Origin of the sequence: Bradyrhizobium sp. NAS80.1, from assembly GCF_001908205.1 — a bacterium.
GTDB lineage: Bacteria > Pseudomonadota > Alphaproteobacteria > Rhizobiales > Xanthobacteraceae > Bradyrhizobium.
The window spans coordinates 1-17302 of sequence record NZ_LGHL01000012.1 but is presented as its reverse complement, the minus strand read 5'-3'; the positions used below and the strand labels follow the sequence as shown (position 1 = coordinate 17302).

Genomic DNA, 17302 nt, shown 5'->3' with positions numbered 1-17302 from the left:
AATCGCTGCATGAACGAAATCGAAACCTTGTTTGGTGTGCTGCGCCAGTCGGCCGACACAGCCGTCGTCGACCTGCTCGAGCGCATGGTGCGCGAGGCCCCCGACCACGCCTTGAGCAAGATCAACGCGCTGGATATTGCCGGCCGGGCCGGCCTCGGCGAGGAGCAGGTGATCGCGGGGCTTCTGCACGCGGTGGGGCTCGGCATCCTCGAGATGAGCTGGAGCGTGATGTGCCCGAGCTGCGCCGGCGTGCTCTCGTCCAACAAGAGCCTGAAGACGGTGAACAGCCCGCAGTATCGCTGCGCGTTCTGTGCCGCGGGCTACGAGACGTCGCTGGACAATCTGGTCGAGGTGACCTTTGCCGTCAGTCCTCGCGTGCGCAGGATCGCCGCCCATGATACGGACGGACTGCCGCTCAGCGAGTATTATCGCCAGGTGTTCTGGAGCTCGGCGATCGATCTGCCTGCTGACCTCGACACGCTGCTGCGCGAGGTCACGCTGGAAGCCGTCGACCTGCCGCCGGGCGAGCGCGCCATCCTGTCGCTGCAGGTGCCCTCAGGCACGCTGATCGTGTTCGATCCCGTGACGCACACGGCGCAGTACCTCGAGGTCAAGGGCGAGGAGACGAGCGAACGCCAGAACCTGTCGCTGATCTTCAATAAGGCCGAGGTTCCCGTCGATGCCGTCGCCTTGCGCCCCGGCGCGCTGCGGCTGACCCTGGAAAACCGCACCGATGCGCGCGTGCTTCCGGCTGTGTGGGTGGTGAACCAGCGGCTCGAGGATATCCTGACCAGGCGCAAGCCAAGCCTTACCGCAAAACGCCTCCTCACCAATCAGACCTTTCGCGACCTTTACCGCACCGACACGCTGGCCATCGGCCAGCGGCTGAAGATCCTCAGCCTGACCTTCCTGTTCAGCGATCTCAAGGATTCCACCGGCCTCTACGAGCACGTCGGCGACCTCGTCGCCTTCGATCTCGTCAACGAGCATTTTCGCCTGCTTCAGGAGATCATCGCGGCGGAGCAGGGCGCCGTGGTCAAGACCATCGGCGATGCCGTGATGGCGACCTTCGGGACGCCCGATCGCGCCATCGCCGCTGCGATCCGCATGCGCGAGGCCATGAGCGAGCTCGGGGCCCAGCGCCAGCAGCAGGGCTTGCTGCTCAAGATGGGCATCCACGAGGGATCGTGCCTTGCGGTCACCCTCAACGGCCAGCAGGACTACTTTGGGCAGACCGTGAACATCGCCTCGCGCATTCAGGGACTGGCTGCCTCGCGCTCGATCGTCGTGACGGAATCGGTGGTGGACAATGCCGAGACCCGCAGCCTGCTGGAAGCCAGCGGCCTCAACCCGACCCGCCGCAGCGTCGCGCTCAGCGGGATCGCGGAGAGGGTGTCGGTTTACGAGATACCGTGAGCGACTTCGTAGCCCGATGCGCATGAGCCCGCCATGACCTTCCTGCTCAACATCGACGTCCCCGACGTCGCCGCCGCCACGACCTTCTACACGGCCGCCTTCGGCCTGACCGTGGGGCGCCGCTTTGGCACCGACTTCGTCGAGCTGCTCGGCTGGCCCGCGCCGGTGTATCTGCTGACCAAGCAGGCCGGCACGCTGGGTGCGGGCGACGACCGCCGCCGCTACGAACGGCACTGGATGCCGCTGCATATCGACGTCGTCGTCGACGATGTCGACGTCGCAGTCGAGCGCGCACTTCGCGCCGGCGCGATCCTGGAGGCACCCGCGCGCGACGCGCCCTATGGCCGGATCGCTATGCTGGCCGATCCGTTCGGGCACGGATTTTGTCTGCTGGCGTTCAACGCGAAGGGGTATGACGCGCGCTGCCTGGCGGCTAGGATCGGAACGACCGGGAGGCGTCGGGGTGCTACGCCTTCTTCACGAACTCAGATTTCAGGTTCATCGCGCCGATGCCGTCGATCTTGCAGGCGATGTTGTGGCCGTCGGTGGCCTCCTGAAGGCGGATGTTCCTGACCTTGGTGCCGCCCTTCACGACAGATGACGAGCCCTTGACCTTGAGGTCCTTCATCACGATGACGCTGTCGCCATCAGCGAGCAGATTGCCATGGGCATCGCGCACGCCGGCCTCCTGCGGGACCTGCGCAGCCGCATCGCCCGTGGCGCTCCATTCATGGGCGCACTCCGGACAGACCCAGAGATCGCGATCCTGATAGGCATGCTCCGAACCGCATTTCGGGCACTTCGTTGCGTCGTTCATGGCTGGTCTCGATGTCAGGAAAAAGCTGCGGGCGGTGTAAGCTGGATGCGCGCAGGTTGGCAAGTAGCTCGTCACCGAAACAGGGCGACAAAGATCACGTAGAGCCAGCCCAAGATCCCGTGGATGATCGCCCACAGGATCGAATGGTTGTTGGTGTAGGAGATCGCGATGGCGAGTGCCGAGCCGAAGCCGACGCCGTATTTCGCGCCCTCGACGCGGACGCCGTAGTAGCGATTGCCGTTCATGGTGACCCCTCCGAGCGATTGCGCTGCATCTCTTCCTACGGGCCTCGCACCGATCTCTTGATGCAGATCAATTTCGTCTGCGGATGGCGCCCCTGCCGGGCGTCCGACAAAAATCTCGAAAACAACCCCATGCAAAGTAGAAACGGCCGCCCTGGCCTCATTTCGGCGATACCGAATTGTGTTTGACGCGTCGGGCAAAACAGGGGCATTATGGCATGGTGGCGGGCTCTCGGGGGCCAAGAGCTTCGTAGCCCGGATGAGCGAAGCGAAATCCGGGACCGGCGCCGTCGCATCATTCCCCCCGGATATCGCTTCGCTCATCCGGGCTACGTTTGCCGGCATATCGTCGCGCGCCGCGGCCGCAAAGGATCGATTAGCAGCAAATCCTTTACCATGGCGTCCGGTCCCGGTTGAACCGGTGGAGGAGTTACGGAAAATTCCAGGGACGTACGCCTGAATTTTAAGGGTGCGTCGGCTACGCCGTTCGAAAATTGCCTGAGGTTACGGGAGCGTACGGGTCATGAGCGAGTATCGTGCTGCAGTCAGACATCAGACGTTGAGGACCGGCATTGTCGAGTTCGACAATGGCACCGGCAGCACCGTCAGCGTCCCCTGTACGATCCGCGATGTCTCAGGCAGCGGCGCCCGTTTGCAACTCAACAGCTCGCTATGGGTCGCCGAGCAATTCACGCTGATCTTCAACAATGGACTGCGCAAGGGCTGCCGGGTCGCCTGGCGCAAGGGCAGGTTGATCGGCAGCGCGTTCGCCGATGGTTATGCGAGCCCGGACGAGCAGGCTGCCATGATGACCGCGGACGAGCAGTCCCGGCACAGGCTTGGGATCGGTGCGCGCGTCAGAAGCGCGCGCGAGACCCGCGGCTACACCGAAGTCCAGCTGGCGGAGCTCATTGGCGTGCCGGCCGGTTTCTTGTCGCTGGCCGAGAAGGGAGAGGCGGACATTCCGCTCTACCAGCTGATGCGTATCGCCGATCTCTTGCTGGTCAGTCTCGACCGGCTCGTTGCGGGGCCGACGCCGAGCGATGTATCAGGGGAAGTCGACGCGGCTTAGCGCGCTGCACATCACGGCGCCTTCGGCATAATCCGCTCTACGGACTCACCAATCCATATCGCCGTAGGGGTCGACCATATAGGGCGGGGGCATCCAGGGTCCTCGCGGCGGCCTGGGCCGCCGAGGTGGCGCGGCCGCCTGGACGTGCGGGCGCGCAACCGAATCGCTCTCCTTCACCACGCTCCGCGTCGCGGGTTTGGCGGCGGCGGATGATGCAGTGAGCTGCGTCTGCAGCGCCTGGACCTGCGCTGCGAGGCGCGCACTGTCGCTTGCGTCCTTCTCCTGCGCCGTTTTGAGCCGTCGAATGGCGTCTGCCTGCTCGTGCTGCGTCTGCTCGTGACGGCTCTTTAGTTGCTCGAGCTTTTCGTTGATGCTCGCAAGCTGGTCTGTGATGGCCTTGAGCGATTGCGCCAACTCGGCGGGTTTCTGATCGGGCGGCGTGGCGGCGGTCGGCGGATTGCTCTCTGCGTTCTTTTGGACCGGTGGCGCCGGCACGGGCACCTGGTCATCGGCAGCAGCGAGCTTGACCGGTGGTGGAGCCGCCGGGCTGCGCATCTCGAACGTTTGCGGGGGTGGGCTCGAGACCGGCGGAGCCCATCGCGCCATGATCGCTCTGGCCTCATCGCGATATTGCGAAGCGAACGCAGCACCAAGGACGCCTATCGCCAGCAACAGGCCAACGAAGGCCCGTACTATGGGCCGATTCTCTTTCGGGCTTTCCTGGTGAACCTCGCTCTGCGGCGATGAGGGCTTTTCCGGGGGATCGTCGTCTGGCCCGGCACTGGCCTTTGACTGCGAGGTTGACGGGCCGTCGCTGCCGCTTTCCATTCCGGAAACCAGCCGGTCCAGGCGCGCAAGGTCTTCCTCGGCGCTCTTGATCCGTTCATACGCCCGCGTCAGGTCGCCATCGGCGCGCGGTTCGTCCGGCTTGGGTTCGTCCGGCTTGGGGTCGTTCGTCTCCGGCAACGATGCGCTCTCCATTCAGTCTGGCGTGAGCGGAATAAGTGCGGCAGTCACGAGATCATCGTGACGATAGTCCTCGCCGCCGCCCAAGACAACGCGAGAGCGACGGAGAAATTATGACCGGGTATCGCGTCCGGTTGCGTGGAGCAGGGGGCCGCTGATCGGCAGCGCGTTCGCCGGATCGCCATGCTGGCCGATCCGTTCGGGCGCGGGTTTTGTCTGCTGGCGTTTGTGAAGAGGGGGTATGATGCGTTGGCCGGGGGGATTTGAGCGGTTGGCTTCCCGGATGTCGGGCGGCGCTTCGCGCCGACCCGTTGGCTCATCCGGGCTAGGGTCGCCGCAAACGGAGGAGATCCGATGAAATCGCTTTTGCTGTTCACGGCGAGCGGTCCGTTGCTCATTCTCACATCCCATGAGTCCCTGCACGACCCGAAGCTCCTTGAGGTGCTCAGGCACAAGGGGATCGGCAAGTTCGTCGCGTTCGAGGTTCCCTTGTCGCTCGCCAGAGCGCGCTACGGCGGGCACTTTCAAGCGGTCGAAAGCAATCTGCAGGAGACCGATGATTTGAGGGTCCTCGACTTCGACGGCCAGCGGATATTTCAACTCTTTCGTTTCGATGAGCTTGGTGCACCGATCCTGAAAGAACAGTCGTGATCCGATTTTGCCTTGCGGCATGATCCGTTTCGCGAAACCGACAGCGGTCATTCAAACAACTCGAGCGCGAATTAGCTTGCCTTGCTTTGCGTCCTTGAGCACTCTCTGGGGAGGAGGCCAACGCATGAAGATCATCACCGTCACGTGTGCGCTCGGAACGGCACTGGTGCTGTGTAACCTTGGGATATCAGGTGCTGAAGCCCGGACGCGGAAAGCCCCAGTCGTTCGTGAACAACAGAGGCTTGTTGTCACGGCGCCCGTGCTCAGGCCAACTCCGTGGGATTATTATATTGTTCCACGATATCGTTATCGCCCTGAGGACGACCGGGTCGATCCATACGGCCCGCCGCTGGTGTCGTCGTGGGTCCGCTATGAGGGGTGGCGGTGGCCATATTGGTGGTGAACGACGATCACATTCTTCGGCATGTGGTGATCGGCCATCGACGGACGCGCTAATCGCCGGCATCCGCCGCGAGTTCGTAGGATGGGTAGAGCGGAGCGAAACCCATCGACAGCCGTCGTGGAATGATGGGTTTCGCAAGAGCTCTACCCATCCTACGGGCTGCGCCTGCTAACCACGGTCATCCTCCGCAAGGCGCATTGCGGTCCAGATACACCGATGCCAGCTCGATGGCGTGGCTCGGGATCTGTCGTTAGTGACGTGTCGCGCGGATTTCGAGCGTCGTCTGGGTGAGCCTGGCCACGAACCCCTCAAAATTCATGACCCTTTGCCTGGTCAATTGTCCATGCAACTCGGCGATCTTCTGGGATTCGGCGACAAACGATTCGCACACCTGTTTCGCGTACTCCATCTGAAGCTCAAAGGCCTCGACGGGTGAGCGCGCCGCCGCGAGCTTTCCCAGGAAGGTCCAGGCCTGCTCAAGCGACGTCCTCGTGTAGTCGCTATAGGCATCGGCAATCGCCTGCCTGCTGGCCTGGAAGGGTTCCACCGCTGCGGCGGGCGCGCTTGCAGCGATCTCCATCCCGGAAGCCTCGCCCGGCAAGGCTGCAGCCGACGGTATCCGCGCACTGATCTCTCGGCTCGTCTCTTGTCCTATCTCTTGCTCGGTCTCTTGCTTGTTCTCTTGCTTGTTCTCTTGGCTGATCTCCGCCGAGGCATCCGGCAATTGATGGGCTGCAGTTGCGTGTTGCTCGCCGGCCCCGGTCCGTTGCCCGGCCTTCTTCTTCTTCCCGCCGCGCTGGCCGGATTTTCCCGTCGGCTTATTTCCCACCGCACCCAACATGGCAAATGGCTCCTGAATATCGCTGAAGCCGCAAGCCTCCGTCGCGTTTGCGCTGAAATCGCGATTGCGGGTTGTCGCTTGCATGGCGGCCGTGTGGTGAGATTTGGCCGGGCATCGGCAAGGCCACCTGCCGGGTCTTGACCATCCTGCGAGCTAACCACCGTCATCCACCGCAAGGCGCAGAAACTGCCGCTTCATCGCGTTGACGCGTGAGATATAGCTTGCGACGAGGTGATCGCCGCAGCGTTCGCCTGCTGTCGTCTGAAAGTGGCGGCGCGCGTAGGCTGTGGCGGGACCTGCGCCGCAGAGATGGATGAAGGCGGCCAGATCCTGCTTCTGCCGTGCGCTGGCCTTCGCATCGCCCGCGCGGGTGAGGACATCAGCCACGTTGCGGTCCAGATACACGGACGCCAGCTCGATGGCGTGGCTCGGGATCGTGCGGATATAGAGGCTGGTGAACCCGCAGCCGGTATCCCTGACCGCGTTCCCACGGACACAGAACCGCGCGGCCTCCGCGTAGGCCGGATCGGTCATCTGGTAGAGGCCGACGGAGCTGGAGGCGGGCCGGTAAATCGCGAAGGGATTGAGGCTGAATCGCCAGCGCCAGTAGGTGCGCGCCACCGGGTTGCCCGAACTCTCGACCTGCGCCAGCGCGGCCAGCAATTCGGGCGTGATCGTATCGGTGGAATGCTTGCGGAAGAGCGGCGCGTATTGCCGCCAATTCTCTGATGGATCCTTGTCGAGGGAGTTGCCGACAAAGACAAACAGCTCGGTCGGCTTGCGGATCACGTGATAGACGATGTTCACGAGCGCTGCGACCGCAAGCAGGACCGCCACGCTGCCCGAGATCCGAATTGTCCGCGGTGCTCGCGCGAACGTCTTTCGCACCCACCGAGCGCCCCGCCGGAAGCTGCGAAGGTGTGGGAGGAGGCTCGTGCTTTTTCTTGGCATGGGTTTTGTTCGAGCGGGCAGGGTGCATAGCCCATAGGATGGGTTGAGCCCTTGCGAAACCCATCATTGTCGCGGCCCGCAATTGATGGGTATCGCTTCCGCCTTCGCTCTTGGAGCTACGGCGGACAAGTCGCTCCACCCGTCCTACGCGCTATGAAATTAAGATTTCATTAACCTTGCAGGGGCAAGACTTTTTGCCGGGGCTGGGCGCATCTCAGGAGAATCCCCATGCCAGATCTTGAAGAGGCAATTCGCGAACACGCCTACTACCTTTGGCTCGCCGATGGTCAACCCGAGGGCAAGGCGGACAGCTATTGGCTGAATGCTCAACACGAAATTCTCATGACATCGGTCGAAAGCGCGACCAATACCGTTGCGAGATTTGACAAGGTCGCGGCCAAGCCTGTCAGACGTGCGCGGTCTGGAAAGGGCAGGACTCGCGCTGGCTGATCCATACGGCCCGGGTTCGGACGACGCGAGTACGAGCGGACGGGGCGGCTCGGCTTCCCCGTTGCTATCAGTTTTGCCTGACGAATTTCTATCTTCGCGGATCACCGCCAGGGCTCGCACAGACGTCGTCTCAATTGAGCGCTTGAGAAACCCATCGGCTGATCTCAGAAGCCAAGTCGTTGACGCGATAGATGTTAGCCGGCATGGCCGCGCTCCCTCGTTTTAGAACAGCCAGCGAGGTTTGTGCTTGGGTTCTTGATGGGCCGGTTGTGAGATGCCCCTCGCAGGAATCGAGGGGTACAGAGAAGTCTCGAAGGTGAGCTCCGGAATTTCGTCAACCCCAGAGCCACAGCCAGGTCTCGGGTCCAACTTCACCGTTGGCCGGTGTGATTCCGTTGTCTATCTGGAAGTTGGTCACTGCTCGCGTAGTGTTCGGACCGAAATCACCGTCGACGAGCCCGGGATCCCAGTTAGGAAGGCCTGCATCCTTGAGGATCCACTGCGCAAGTCTCACGCCTGCACCCTTGTCGCCTTGTTTAATAGTATCGGGGAGTAGTCTGCCCCAGGTCTGCGGACCCACAACGCCGTCAACTTCGAGAGGAAACGAAAAGGCCCAATGTTCGCCTTCCGACCGATCACTTTGGTAATCGATGACGCCGCGAAAAGTATGATTTCCAAACTTGCCGTCCACTCCCGCCGTTCCTATCCAGTAGCCCCGATCAACCAGCGCCTGCTGAGCGTCCTTAACGAGCTGTCCCGTTGAACCTCGTTGAATGGTTGGCTTAGCCATGGTGGATAGCCTTCGTGATGAAATGTGGGGTAGAAGTATCTAGTCTTATGCGCTTCGCTTGCGATCTATCTCTGCGGCCCAAGGATCTGGTTCGCCGTCACAACTTCAGGCGCACCAGGGAGGAAAGGGGTCGTTGCGATCGCGCCAAATTTCCGGGTCGAACCCGTTTTCGCTTGGGGCGAGACATGCGTCGAGGGAAGCGCGGATTCGAGTAACTTGTTTCGGCTCGCCATCGATCCCGGCGCGTCTTTGTCCTTAAGTTGGGGTTGGAGCTCGGCATCGGCCCGATCATCGGCTGATGCGGGGGGGAGCGCTGAATGTGCGTGTCGATGCGTTGAATGTGACCCGGCTGGGCGGAACCGTCCCGCTAGCGGCGGTTGCCGCATCGGCGAGCGTATTGCCGGCATCGACGTCAATGAAGATTGCGGCCGGCAGTGTCAGAGAGAATGGCGACCCGACGGTTGGCTCCTGGTTGGGGGGTAGGCTGACCAGGTTCGGGGCGTCGTTGCCGCTGTGAAGCGGTGCGGTCGAGGTGTTGCCTGCACCAACACGCATCGCACGGCTGAAGCCATCCCTCGGCGTGTCGATCGCCAGCCGCAAAATTTGTACGGCGGCGTTTTTTCCGTTGACCGTATATGCGAATGTGCGTGAAGCTGTACCCGCTGCCGCGCCAAAGCTGACGGACGTCGCCGTCTTCGTCACGCTTTGAAATATGTTCTGCCAAGTCCGCCGTTCGAGAGCCAGGTGATGCCACCCGGAAATCGCCTTTAATGAACTCATGATGCCCGCTCTATCGCAAAGCCGAAACGGATGTGATGAGAGACAGTCAGCGTGCCGAGTCGAAGCTGCGCCCCTATGAGGATTTCGAGCCGAAGTCTCCATCTTCAACGCTCGACGCAAAGTAATGGATGATAATGTCTGCAGTGAATAACGCGGTTAATACTATTTTAAAATAGTGCTCGAGTGGGGATTGCAGCAAGTCAAAAATGATATTAAATTCTGCGATGGGGTCAATCCCTTCAATCAGCGAGCCTCATGCGCGTTGTTGACGCAGCGTATGAGGCAATCAGGCAATTTAGATATTCGATGAAGTTCGTTTCAGAAGATTAGTGCCGCGAAACCTCTCGGCTGGTTAGCCGGCGTGGTTTCATTTCAATTGAAATTCGGGATAAGGATCGCCAGTTATGGATTCCCGCGCCGAATTTGCGTTAATTTGTGAAGCTTGCAGTTCTCTGAGCGTCTGCTTCGATTTTGCCGAAGGGGCTCCTTCTTCGACGCCCGTGCGGTGTAGCCGATGCAATGTGTTCCGGGGCACGTTGGGTCACCTACGGATCCTTGCTAACGTTGGCAAGCACGATGTATCTAGATTCCATCAGAATGCGAGGAGCGAGGCGCCGATCGCGAGAGGATGAAACAGGCGCCTCGGACGACTGTCGGTTATTTTTTTTTGGCTTTATTATTCACCTGAGATTTTTATTTCTTTTTGTATGGGCAGGAGGAAGCGAAGCAATGACCGGTGTTTATGACTCTGGTAGCACTTCCCTTTGGAGTTCCCTCCAAACGATCAGGCTGGCTCAAGCCCGGCTTTATCAATTGAATGGTGAGGGGGCGACTCCCACCGTCATTTCTTGTCGAATTCAACTGTGTGACGTCCTTCTCGGTGAGATATCGGGCATTCGTGCCAACCTCGCCAGACACATTGCTCATGCGCGCGAAGAGGCGAGATTCGGTCCGCAGTTGCACAGTTGACCCTGGCCACGACGGCGCGCCTAGGTCGGCTTTTCGCTTCCCTCGTCGCTTGCTTCGATCGCGAACTCCTCAAGCTTGTGCCCGGATTGCAGGGCGGCGGTCAGCCATCGGGGCTGCTTGCCTCGGCCGGACCAGGTTTCGCCCGGTTGCATCGGGTTGAAGTACTTTGGAGTCGCCTTGCGATACGGGCGGCGGGCTCGCTCGGTTCCGAGTGACTGGCCGCTTTGTGAAACCGGGTTGGAAGGGGTGAGCTGAGCCAAACGTTTCTCCAGCTCTAGTTTCTCTGCCCGGATCTTTTCCGACAGAATCCTAGTGACCTCCTCGTGGAGGAGCCAAAGATCATCAAAAGCCATGGCATCCAAATCGGATTTGTGCATCGCGCGCTCTTCATCGGATAATACTTGGGCCAAATGTTTTTCTGCAGATACAGCTCTCTTTCGAACAGTTCTTGGTCGTCAGAAAGTAGGCATTATCATCATTTAAATATTATGCCATTATTTAATGCTTGATAAAAGGTTGTTTCGAGGCATGCTGCGAGGCGGCCCGCTTGTGCACAAATTGAGAATTGGATGCGAGTTTTAAGTTTGTAGTGTAGGGAGCTGGTAATGACCCAAGTTGAAGCCCCTCTTTCCGACCTTGGTGCAGTCATTGGTTGTTTCATTGTTCCGACGCGCGAATTGTGCGACATCCCAACGCTGAAGGCCCAGATCGAGCTTCGGCGGTTGGCTTTGAGGGATATCCAGTTGATACGCTCGCGCCTACGTCCGTGGGTGGGGCGACGCATCAAGGGCGTGGTCCCCGGGCCTTGTGTCACAATTCAAAGGCGGCAGCGGCCGGCGTCGGCGTCACGGAATGGGGACCTCCTGTGCGGCGCTCCTGGCTGTGAGGCTAGATATCGAACCGGGTAAGTCTAAATTTAGGGCTCCGGGACAGTTATTAGCATATTAAATTTCAAGCGCCTTTCAGGCGTATAAGCCACTTGAAAAAAAAGGAATGAGGTCATATGACACACAGTCAGGAATGATGCGCGGAATGAGCATGACGTTAAGCAAAACCGAACTTGAGGCGATGTCGCTCGATCATCTCTGGTCCCTGCACGAGCAGATCAGTGCGATCTTGGCGACGCGTATCGAGGCGGAAAAGCGAGAATTGGAGAAGCGTCTGGCGGTCTTGAGCCGGGGCGTGGTGAGCCGCCCCGATGCAATGGACGCCCTGCAGAGGGAGAAGCCGCGTCGGAAATATCCGAGAGTGCTTCCGAAGTATCGCAATCCAAAGACATCCGAGACCTGGTCGGGGCGGGGCAAACTTCCTCGATGGCTCGTGGCAGCCATGAAATCCGGGAAGAAGATCGAGGAGTTTCGTATCGGCGACACTGGCGCTAAAGGTCGCCGAAGGGCCTGATTTCGGACATGCGTATTGACGCATCGAGACGCGCAAGGTCGATTGACGAACTCGGTTGAGTTGCCAATGACGGGCGCCCACGCCAGCGATCGCCACTGAAGCCGCTGCGCTATGATCGCCCATTGCTCCATGATCTTCTGTACGATTGCAGGAGGCGTCGGAACCGGATCCAAAGCGCGACGTGATTGCCAATTGCGCTTCAGAAGGCATTACGCGATCGCAACACCTCCATTGGAGTCCGGAGAAGGATCGCAAGATCCAGTTGAAGGCTCCAATTGTCGATGTACCAGAGATCATACGTGACCCGCTGTTCGATTAACGCCCTCGTTGGCGTCGGACCGCGGCTACCATGTATCTGGGCCCAGCCAGTCAGCCCGGGCTTCACCCGCCGTCGATAGGCGTACTGCTGCACGGCAAGGTCAAACTCGGTATCATGCGCTATCGCGTGCGGTCGTGGTCCGACCAGCGACATGCTTCCCTCCAGTACGTTCAGAAGTTGCGGCAGTTCGTCAACGCTCGTCCTGCGAAGCCATCTGCCGACCCTGGTCACGCGACGGTCACGGGGGGCCGCTTGGATAACCGAGCAGCCATCCTCCAACACCCGCATGGTGCGAAATTTGTAGATCGTGAAGCTGCGGCCATTGAAGCCGCAGCGCTGCTGCCTGAAGAAAACAGGTCCGGCGGAGTCCAATTTGATGGCGGCAGCGATCAGCGCCAAAGGAGGCATCAGCAGGATCAGGCAGATTCCAGCCCCAATTATGTCGATGCATCGCTTGGCAGCGCATTCGACGTGCGTGAGGGGTCTGCGCTGTACCTCGACACCGACGGCATTTCTGAAATCTCGCGTCGGCCGGCCGAACATTTCCGACCCGGCTCCGACCGGAACGAACACTACGGGAACTGGCAAAACTCTAAGCTCTGCAATGAATTCGCGCAGTTCGGGCCACCGGTTCGGATCCGCCTCGACGATGACCTCTTCGATGTCGGTGCCTCGGGCATGCCTGACGACGACATCAATTAGCCGCTTGCGATGGTTCGAGCTCGCGCCTGTTCGAGGCAGGCAAAACGATCCGCCTACGCGAAAACCAAGTGCTGTAAGCGTCCGTGCCAGCCCGGTTTCGCGTGATCGCGCCTGATCGGTGAGCAGTATGATATTTCCCCCCCGAGAATTTGCGCTCGCTGAGGCCCTTTAGCACCAGCGCCCTCACAAAAACGCGCTGTCCGATCAACATCACCAGTCCGACGACAGCAAACGTAGCGCCGGCGCCGTGGAAAAGTTCGGATCCTAAGTTGAGGGCGCTGACCGCTGCGGCCAGTAGAAGGAATACGACCGCCCAGCAAAGGCACACCGCATGGACCTGATGGCCCAAATCAAGCAACTCGGCCGGGGTATGCATGCCCCGCGTCTTCAGGAGCGAGACGCAAAGGGCCGAGACGACAATGGCCGAACCGATGGCCCTGCCGATGTCGGTTGCAGTCCAGACACCATGCGCGGGGAAAAGCAGGGTAGAAAGGATGCTGGCAATCAGGATCGCGAACAGGTCGCCACAAATCACCATTGCCTCGATTGATCTGTAGCTTATCGGCCATTTCCGATTGGCCCTCATCATTGAACCGAGCGCGGATCTTGCCATCTCGCTGTGAGTGTCGATTGGAATAATGCGAGTCTTTGAAATCATTGGTAAATCTATTCGTTCGCGGTTGGTATTTAATGAAGTATTAAATATCCTAAAGTGGCGCGGGTCGCTAGCTTAAAATAATTAAATATTAAATACCCAGCCGCTCGCCCCGGGGGCTTCCGTGGGCACTCGTGCGCGCGGGAGACAGGGCCTCAGAACCCGAAGGGTCTGCTTCCGGAAACTGCGATCTCGCAATGCATCAATTGACTTCCGTGGATGGAGCGTTGGTGCGCGGCGCCGATCATCCAGGAGAGGCGCCCGGGAGCGCGCCGCGCCGGAACCGCGAGCCGCTCGAGCTCGAGACGGGTTACCTGGTTGGCCGGCGAAACAAGTCGCTCATTGAAGACGAGAGCATGACCTTGCCCTTCTTGATGTCGACCGATCGGCGGCTGAACTCTTGCGTGAGTTGGCGCGGTAGAAGCACGTTCACCTCATAGTTCTTGCGCACAAAGCCGAGCGGGAAGAAGGCACCGGCTTGGCGCATGCCGGCGCTAATCCACGGTAGTTCAGGTCAAATTTCGGTGCAGCGGCCACGTCAGGGAGGCGGTCATCCGAGACGTTCGATGGGAAAACTCCAGAGGCCAGTGCCTCGGTTACCTACCGCAGAGGGGCGACTTGTGACGCCACCTGCACAGTGGCGATGATGTTGTGCCGATACCTAGCAAGCCGATCGCAGCAGCTTTGCCGAAATCGGATTCGATCAGGCATGTCCGGATTGCGTGCAGCGATGATTTTCCGGCGCGTCGCGCGCATCGTTTCCGGCAACTCCGAGTTCTCGCTCATCACCACGACATCGGAAAATTCGATCCGCATCGAGGAGCGCCCCTTTGCTCGACTGGGCAATCCGTTCAGCACGGTCACAGGCAGCAAATCTTTGCTGCCTCACTTTCATCCAGACTAGCCGACCACTTGTGGTTGGAACACAACGTCGGCCAAGTAATTGGCGGAGTTGAACGTGTTGCTCGGAAGCAGCCCGGTCGTGCTTGTGCCGCCATAGGCATAGACGCCGTTGCTGCCGGCGCTCGCGCTCAAGGGCGCCGACAATGGCCCGCTGGTAAGGGCAGGGTTGAAGAAGCGCTGCTAGCCCCTCCGCCGCCCGGCAGTTGCGTGTTCCAGTGCGGCCTCTGGTTTTTTCTCCCGCTCGAGTTCGTTGCCAGTTCTGAAATCCGAGAGGCCTGCGCGAATTCTGCGCCATCTACCCCTTTTGAATTAGGCGGTAGATTTTATTGCGAGTTGTCCTCGCTAGGTGCAGCTTCTGGAACAGGCTGTTCGCACAAAATTGTGCAAAATGGCTAATTTCTCCTGAGTTTGCCTCAGTAATTTCTTTGTTTTTCCTCTATTGCAAATTAAACAAGGAAATATGACAGCCCATTATATGGGCGTGGCGCCGGGGACAAGCGCATGTCGGCTAAAGAAATCGAACTCAAGTCCATGCCTCTTGGTGATCTCTGGTCACTTCACGAGAAGATCAGCGCTATACTGTCGGCCCGGATGGAGGCAGAGAAGCGCGAACTTGAGAAGAGACTGGCGGTTCTTAGCCAAGGCGTGGCTGACATGCCGGATTCGGGTGATGCTCGCACGCTCCGGCGCGAGAAGCCGCGGCGAAAGTATCCGAGAGTGCTCCCAAAGTACCGCAATCCGAAGACCTCCGAGACCTGGTCGGGACGCGGCAAGCTGCCCCGCTGGCTTGTCGCCGCGATGAAATCAGGAAGGCAGATCGAAGAGTTTCGGATCAGCGAGGGGGGGTCCAAGGGCCGGCAACGCGCCTGATCCTGGAGAGCCATAAATCCCCGACATCGGGTCGGCGCAATGGCAGCTCCGGAGGTCGCGTGCATGCCTTTAGCAAGGGCCACACGACGACACGACCTCCGATCAGCATCATCAGGCCGACGATCGCGAAGCCTGTGCCGGTGCTAGGCGAGGGTGCGGCGCCGGTGTTGACGGCACCGGCGGCACCGCTGGGAAGGACCACGATGGTCCAGGAGAGACAATCGGCCCGCATCTGACGGCAAAGCGCGGCTCGCGCGTACATGCAGTGCATATTGAGCAATGAGCCCCCGGGACGACGATCGCGGAGCCTATGGCCTGACTCGCATCGGCTGTGGTTCATCCGGTATACAACCGGAAAGGAATGCCGGCCGATCAAGGGGATGGCGATGTCGCTGCGCGGCCCCGAAGCAGATGGGACAGGTGATCATGCCGACTTGGCGTCGCGCCGCACACTAGCGAACCGTACTGGTAATCGGCTGGGGCGTCGTGATGATCGTGGGTGATCCGGTGCCAGAGGCGGCGGCTTTCAGCGCGTACGCGTTGGTGGCGTAGATGATCGGGTCGTTTACCGTGGCCATGATCGTTCGCAGGAAGATCAGGAATTTGGTGGTCTCGACTGCTGCCGCGTTGGACGTGTAGATGACGTCCTTGTTCCGCATTTCGAAGGTTTGAGCGAGGAAATAGCCCGACGGATCGCGTAAATTGATCAGATAGATGATGGGAATGATCGGGCCCTTAAAGGGCCTGCAATCGACACCCATTTCCTTGGCCACCTCCCGCGTTTCGCCCCGATAGAGGAAGACCGAGGATGGATCGGCCAATCCATCGTTCATGCCGCCCTGCTTGCCGACTGCCTCGGCAAGCGAAATACGCCATGCGTCGAACTTGAATTGCCCCTGAAAGCCAGACGCGCCGAACGCGACAAAAGTTTGCGGTTGGCTATAGAGATAGATGATGTCGTTCGGCAGCACAAAGATATTGTTGGAAGGCTCGTACATCAACGCGCCGAACGGAACGCTTGCCCGGTGTCCCGTGCGTTCGAGCGACACCCACATGTCATAGCCTTGCGTTACGGGGCCGCCGGCGCGCGCGATGGCATCGACAATGCGCTCGCCGGACGGGCTCGCGCGGAAACGGCCGCCAGCCCGCACGTCGCCAAGGACGCTGATCAAGGACGTGTTTTGCTCAGCCAAAGCCACGACAACTTGTGGTTCGAGAGCCCGGCTCTTGAGTTTGTCCGTGATCTCGTCACGCATCTCCGAAGGGGTGCGGCCCAGTGCCCGGATGGTGCCTGCGTACGGAACGGCAATGTAACCCTTCTCGTCCACTGCCTGGTTTGGTACCGTGACGAAGTTGCCGGCGCGGATGCCGGCGTCGGACGTAAAGAGGCCGCCAGCTCCGGATTCGAATATGGTGACGCTGACCGTGTCGCCTACGCCGAAGCGGAACGCCTTGGGCGGCGTCTTGGCGGCAAAGGCCGAGGACAGCCTTGGCGTATAGCGGCCGAGAACTTCGACAACCTCGGGTGTCAGCTTGACCAGGGCGTAAGGGAGGCTGGCGGGCTCGACTCCTTCCGATGCCGATCGGACGTCGGTCGACAATGGTCCGGATCCAGGCGTGATGATGCACCCAGCGCTAGATAGCGCCAAAAGACCAGCAACGATCCTCCCGCATCCTCGCAGCATATAACGGTTGGTACCCCCACCTCGTCCCAATAACAGTAACGTACATTTATTAACGATTCAGACCAACGAATCGTCGCGCTAACCTGAAGCGTAACCGGTAATTGTTGCCGATATGCAACAGCATGACGGAACGGGCGCCGCCCCCGACCCTGGGTGGGGTCTGAATTCGTCAGTTTGAGCCGGTCAACCCATACGGATGTAGTGTTCGTCTGTTCGTCCCGGTAGTAGTCGCTGCGTTGCGTGTCGTAGCGCGACATTGCCTTGATGTCGGTCTCGTTGAGGGTACGCATCCGGCGAAGGCCCCCGGCTAGGCCGTTTTTTGGCGGAAGGCTGATCAGCGCTTAAGCGGCGTGAGCGACGCTTTGAGGCTGCCAATTCCAGGGCAGCAGTTCGTGGATGCGCCTGGCGGGGTGATCCGG

General features: G+C 60.0%; 21 protein-coding genes. 8 read left to right on the top strand and 13 right to left on the bottom strand.

Annotated features, from left to right (window positions below; translation table 11 throughout):
- Positions 1-9 precede the first annotated feature (9 nt).
- Both AC629_RS03105 and AC629_RS03100 read left to right on the top strand, forming a co-directional pair.
- Positions 10-1416, top strand: coding sequence for an adenylate/guanylate cyclase domain-containing protein (locus AC629_RS03105; protein ID WP_084803319.1), 1407 nt, complete (start codon positions 10-12; stop codon positions 1414-1416).
- Between the two features lie 33 nt (positions 1417-1449).
- Positions 1450-1989, top strand: a complete 540-nt coding sequence (locus AC629_RS03100; protein WP_168195382.1) for a VOC family protein — start codon at positions 1450-1452, stop codon at positions 1987-1989.
- Here AC629_RS03100 and AC629_RS03095 read toward each other — a convergent pair.
- Positions 1883-2233 (bottom strand): zinc ribbon domain-containing protein YjdM, encoded by a 351-nt coding sequence (locus AC629_RS03095; RefSeq protein WP_084803318.1) that lies wholly within the window; start codon positions 2231-2233, stop codon positions 1883-1885. The genes AC629_RS03100 and AC629_RS03095 overlap by 107 nt on opposite strands.
- A gap of 71 nt (positions 2234-2304) precedes the next feature.
- The gene (locus tag AC629_RS46490) at positions 2305-2478 is read right to left on the bottom strand and encodes a hypothetical protein (protein WP_018644642.1); all 174 of its coding nucleotides are present in this window, start codon (positions 2476-2478) and stop codon (positions 2305-2307) included.
- A 520-nt stretch (positions 2479-2998) separates the two neighbouring features.
- On the opposite strand from AC629_RS46490, the gene AC629_RS03090 reads away from it, so the two are divergent.
- The gene (locus AC629_RS03090; RefSeq protein WP_084803317.1) at positions 2999-3547 is read left to right on the top strand and encodes a helix-turn-helix domain-containing protein; all 549 of its coding nucleotides are present in this window, start codon (positions 2999-3001) and stop codon (positions 3545-3547) included.
- Between the two features lie 45 nt (positions 3548-3592).
- Here the strand turns inward: AC629_RS03090 and AC629_RS03085 are convergent, their stop codons facing one another.
- The 4 genes from AC629_RS03085 to AC629_RS03065 form a co-directional block, all read right to left on the bottom strand.
- On the bottom strand, positions 3593-4513 hold the full coding sequence (locus AC629_RS03085) for a hypothetical protein (RefSeq protein ID WP_349531074.1): 921 nt from the start codon (positions 4511-4513) through the stop codon (positions 3593-3595).
- Between the two features lie 111 nt (positions 4514-4624).
- The gene (locus AC629_RS46485; RefSeq protein ID WP_168195381.1) at positions 4625-5215 is read right to left on the bottom strand and encodes a hypothetical protein; all 591 of its coding nucleotides are present in this window, start codon (positions 5213-5215) and stop codon (positions 4625-4627) included.
- Between the two features lie 602 nt (positions 5216-5817).
- Positions 5818-6492: a phasin family protein gene (locus AC629_RS03070; RefSeq protein ID WP_245331702.1), complete on the bottom strand. Its 675-nt coding sequence runs from the start codon at positions 6490-6492 to the stop codon at positions 5818-5820.
- A gap of 69 nt (positions 6493-6561) precedes the next feature.
- Positions 6562-7359 carry a transglycosylase SLT domain-containing protein gene (locus AC629_RS03065; RefSeq protein WP_084803313.1) on the bottom strand — a complete coding sequence of 266 codons (798 nt, stop codon included), beginning with the start codon at positions 7357-7359 and terminating at the stop codon, positions 6562-6564.
- A gap of 228 nt (positions 7360-7587) precedes the next feature.
- Here AC629_RS03065 and AC629_RS03060 point away from each other — a divergent pair, with 228 nt between their 5' ends.
- Positions 7588-7809 carry a DUF2934 domain-containing protein gene (locus AC629_RS03060; protein ID WP_084803312.1) on the top strand — a complete coding sequence of 74 codons (222 nt, stop codon included), beginning with the start codon at positions 7588-7590 and terminating at the stop codon, positions 7807-7809.
- 334 nt (positions 7810-8143) lie between these two features.
- On the opposite strand, the gene AC629_RS03055 is transcribed toward AC629_RS03060, so the two are convergent.
- The 3 genes from AC629_RS03055 to AC629_RS03045 form a co-directional block, all read right to left on the bottom strand.
- Complete coding sequence (locus AC629_RS03055; RefSeq protein ID WP_084803311.1) at positions 8144-8599, bottom strand: peptidoglycan-binding domain-containing protein; 456 nt, start codon at positions 8597-8599, stop codon at positions 8144-8146.
- A 288-nt stretch (positions 8600-8887) separates the two neighbouring features.
- Positions 8888-9379 carry a putative Ig domain-containing protein gene (locus AC629_RS44835; RefSeq protein ID WP_143198869.1) on the bottom strand — a complete coding sequence of 164 codons (492 nt, stop codon included), beginning with the start codon at positions 9377-9379 and terminating at the stop codon, positions 8888-8890.
- 989 nt (positions 9380-10368) lie between these two features.
- Positions 10369-10725 carry an H-NS histone family protein gene (locus AC629_RS03045; protein WP_084803309.1) on the bottom strand — a complete coding sequence of 119 codons (357 nt, stop codon included), beginning with the start codon at positions 10723-10725 and terminating at the stop codon, positions 10369-10371.
- Positions 10726-11386: 661 nt separating this feature from the next.
- On the opposite strand from AC629_RS03045, the gene AC629_RS03040 reads away from it, so the two are divergent.
- Positions 11387-11749, top strand: a complete 363-nt coding sequence (locus AC629_RS03040) for an H-NS histone family protein (RefSeq protein ID WP_084803370.1) — start codon at positions 11387-11389, stop codon at positions 11747-11749.
- A 199-nt stretch (positions 11750-11948) separates the two neighbouring features.
- Here the strand turns inward: AC629_RS03040 and AC629_RS44830 are convergent, their stop codons facing one another.
- The 3 genes from AC629_RS44830 to AC629_RS46480 all read right to left on the bottom strand — a co-directional run bounded on the left by AC629_RS44830 (position 11949) and on the right by AC629_RS46480 (position 13912).
- Complete coding sequence (locus tag AC629_RS44830; protein ID WP_245331707.1) at positions 11949-12809, bottom strand: exopolysaccharide biosynthesis polyprenyl glycosylphosphotransferase; 861 nt, start codon at positions 12807-12809, stop codon at positions 11949-11951.
- The gene (locus AC629_RS44825; protein ID WP_143198868.1) at positions 12763-13428 is read right to left on the bottom strand and encodes a hypothetical protein; all 666 of its coding nucleotides are present in this window, start codon (positions 13426-13428) and stop codon (positions 12763-12765) included. Before AC629_RS44825 ends, AC629_RS44830 begins: the two co-directional genes overlap by 47 nt.
- Before the next feature lie 307 nt (positions 13429-13735).
- Complete coding sequence (locus AC629_RS46480; protein WP_168195380.1) at positions 13736-13912, bottom strand: hypothetical protein; 177 nt, start codon at positions 13910-13912, stop codon at positions 13736-13738.
- Between the two features lie 222 nt (positions 13913-14134).
- Here AC629_RS46480 and AC629_RS03030 point away from each other — a divergent pair, with 222 nt between their 5' ends.
- From AC629_RS03030 to AC629_RS46475, 3 genes are all read left to right on the top strand, one after another.
- Positions 14135-14329 (top strand): hypothetical protein, encoded by a 195-nt coding sequence (locus tag AC629_RS03030; RefSeq protein ID WP_084803308.1) that lies wholly within the window; start codon positions 14135-14137, stop codon positions 14327-14329.
- Between the two features lie 500 nt (positions 14330-14829).
- Positions 14830-15198: an H-NS histone family protein gene (locus tag AC629_RS03025; protein ID WP_084803307.1), complete on the top strand. Its 369-nt coding sequence runs from the start codon at positions 14830-14832 to the stop codon at positions 15196-15198.
- Positions 15199-15257: 59 nt separating this feature from the next.
- A complete protein-coding gene (locus tag AC629_RS46475) occupies positions 15258-15434 on the top strand; it encodes a hypothetical protein (RefSeq protein WP_168195379.1) in 177 nt (58 codons plus the stop codon).
- A gap of 216 nt (positions 15435-15650) precedes the next feature.
- Here AC629_RS46475 and AC629_RS03020 read toward each other — a convergent pair whose 3' ends face one another.
- Positions 15651-16799, bottom strand: coding sequence for a polysaccharide biosynthesis/export family protein (locus tag AC629_RS03020; protein ID WP_245331701.1), 1149 nt, complete (start codon positions 16797-16799; stop codon positions 15651-15653).
- Positions 16800-17302: the final 503 nt, after the last annotated feature.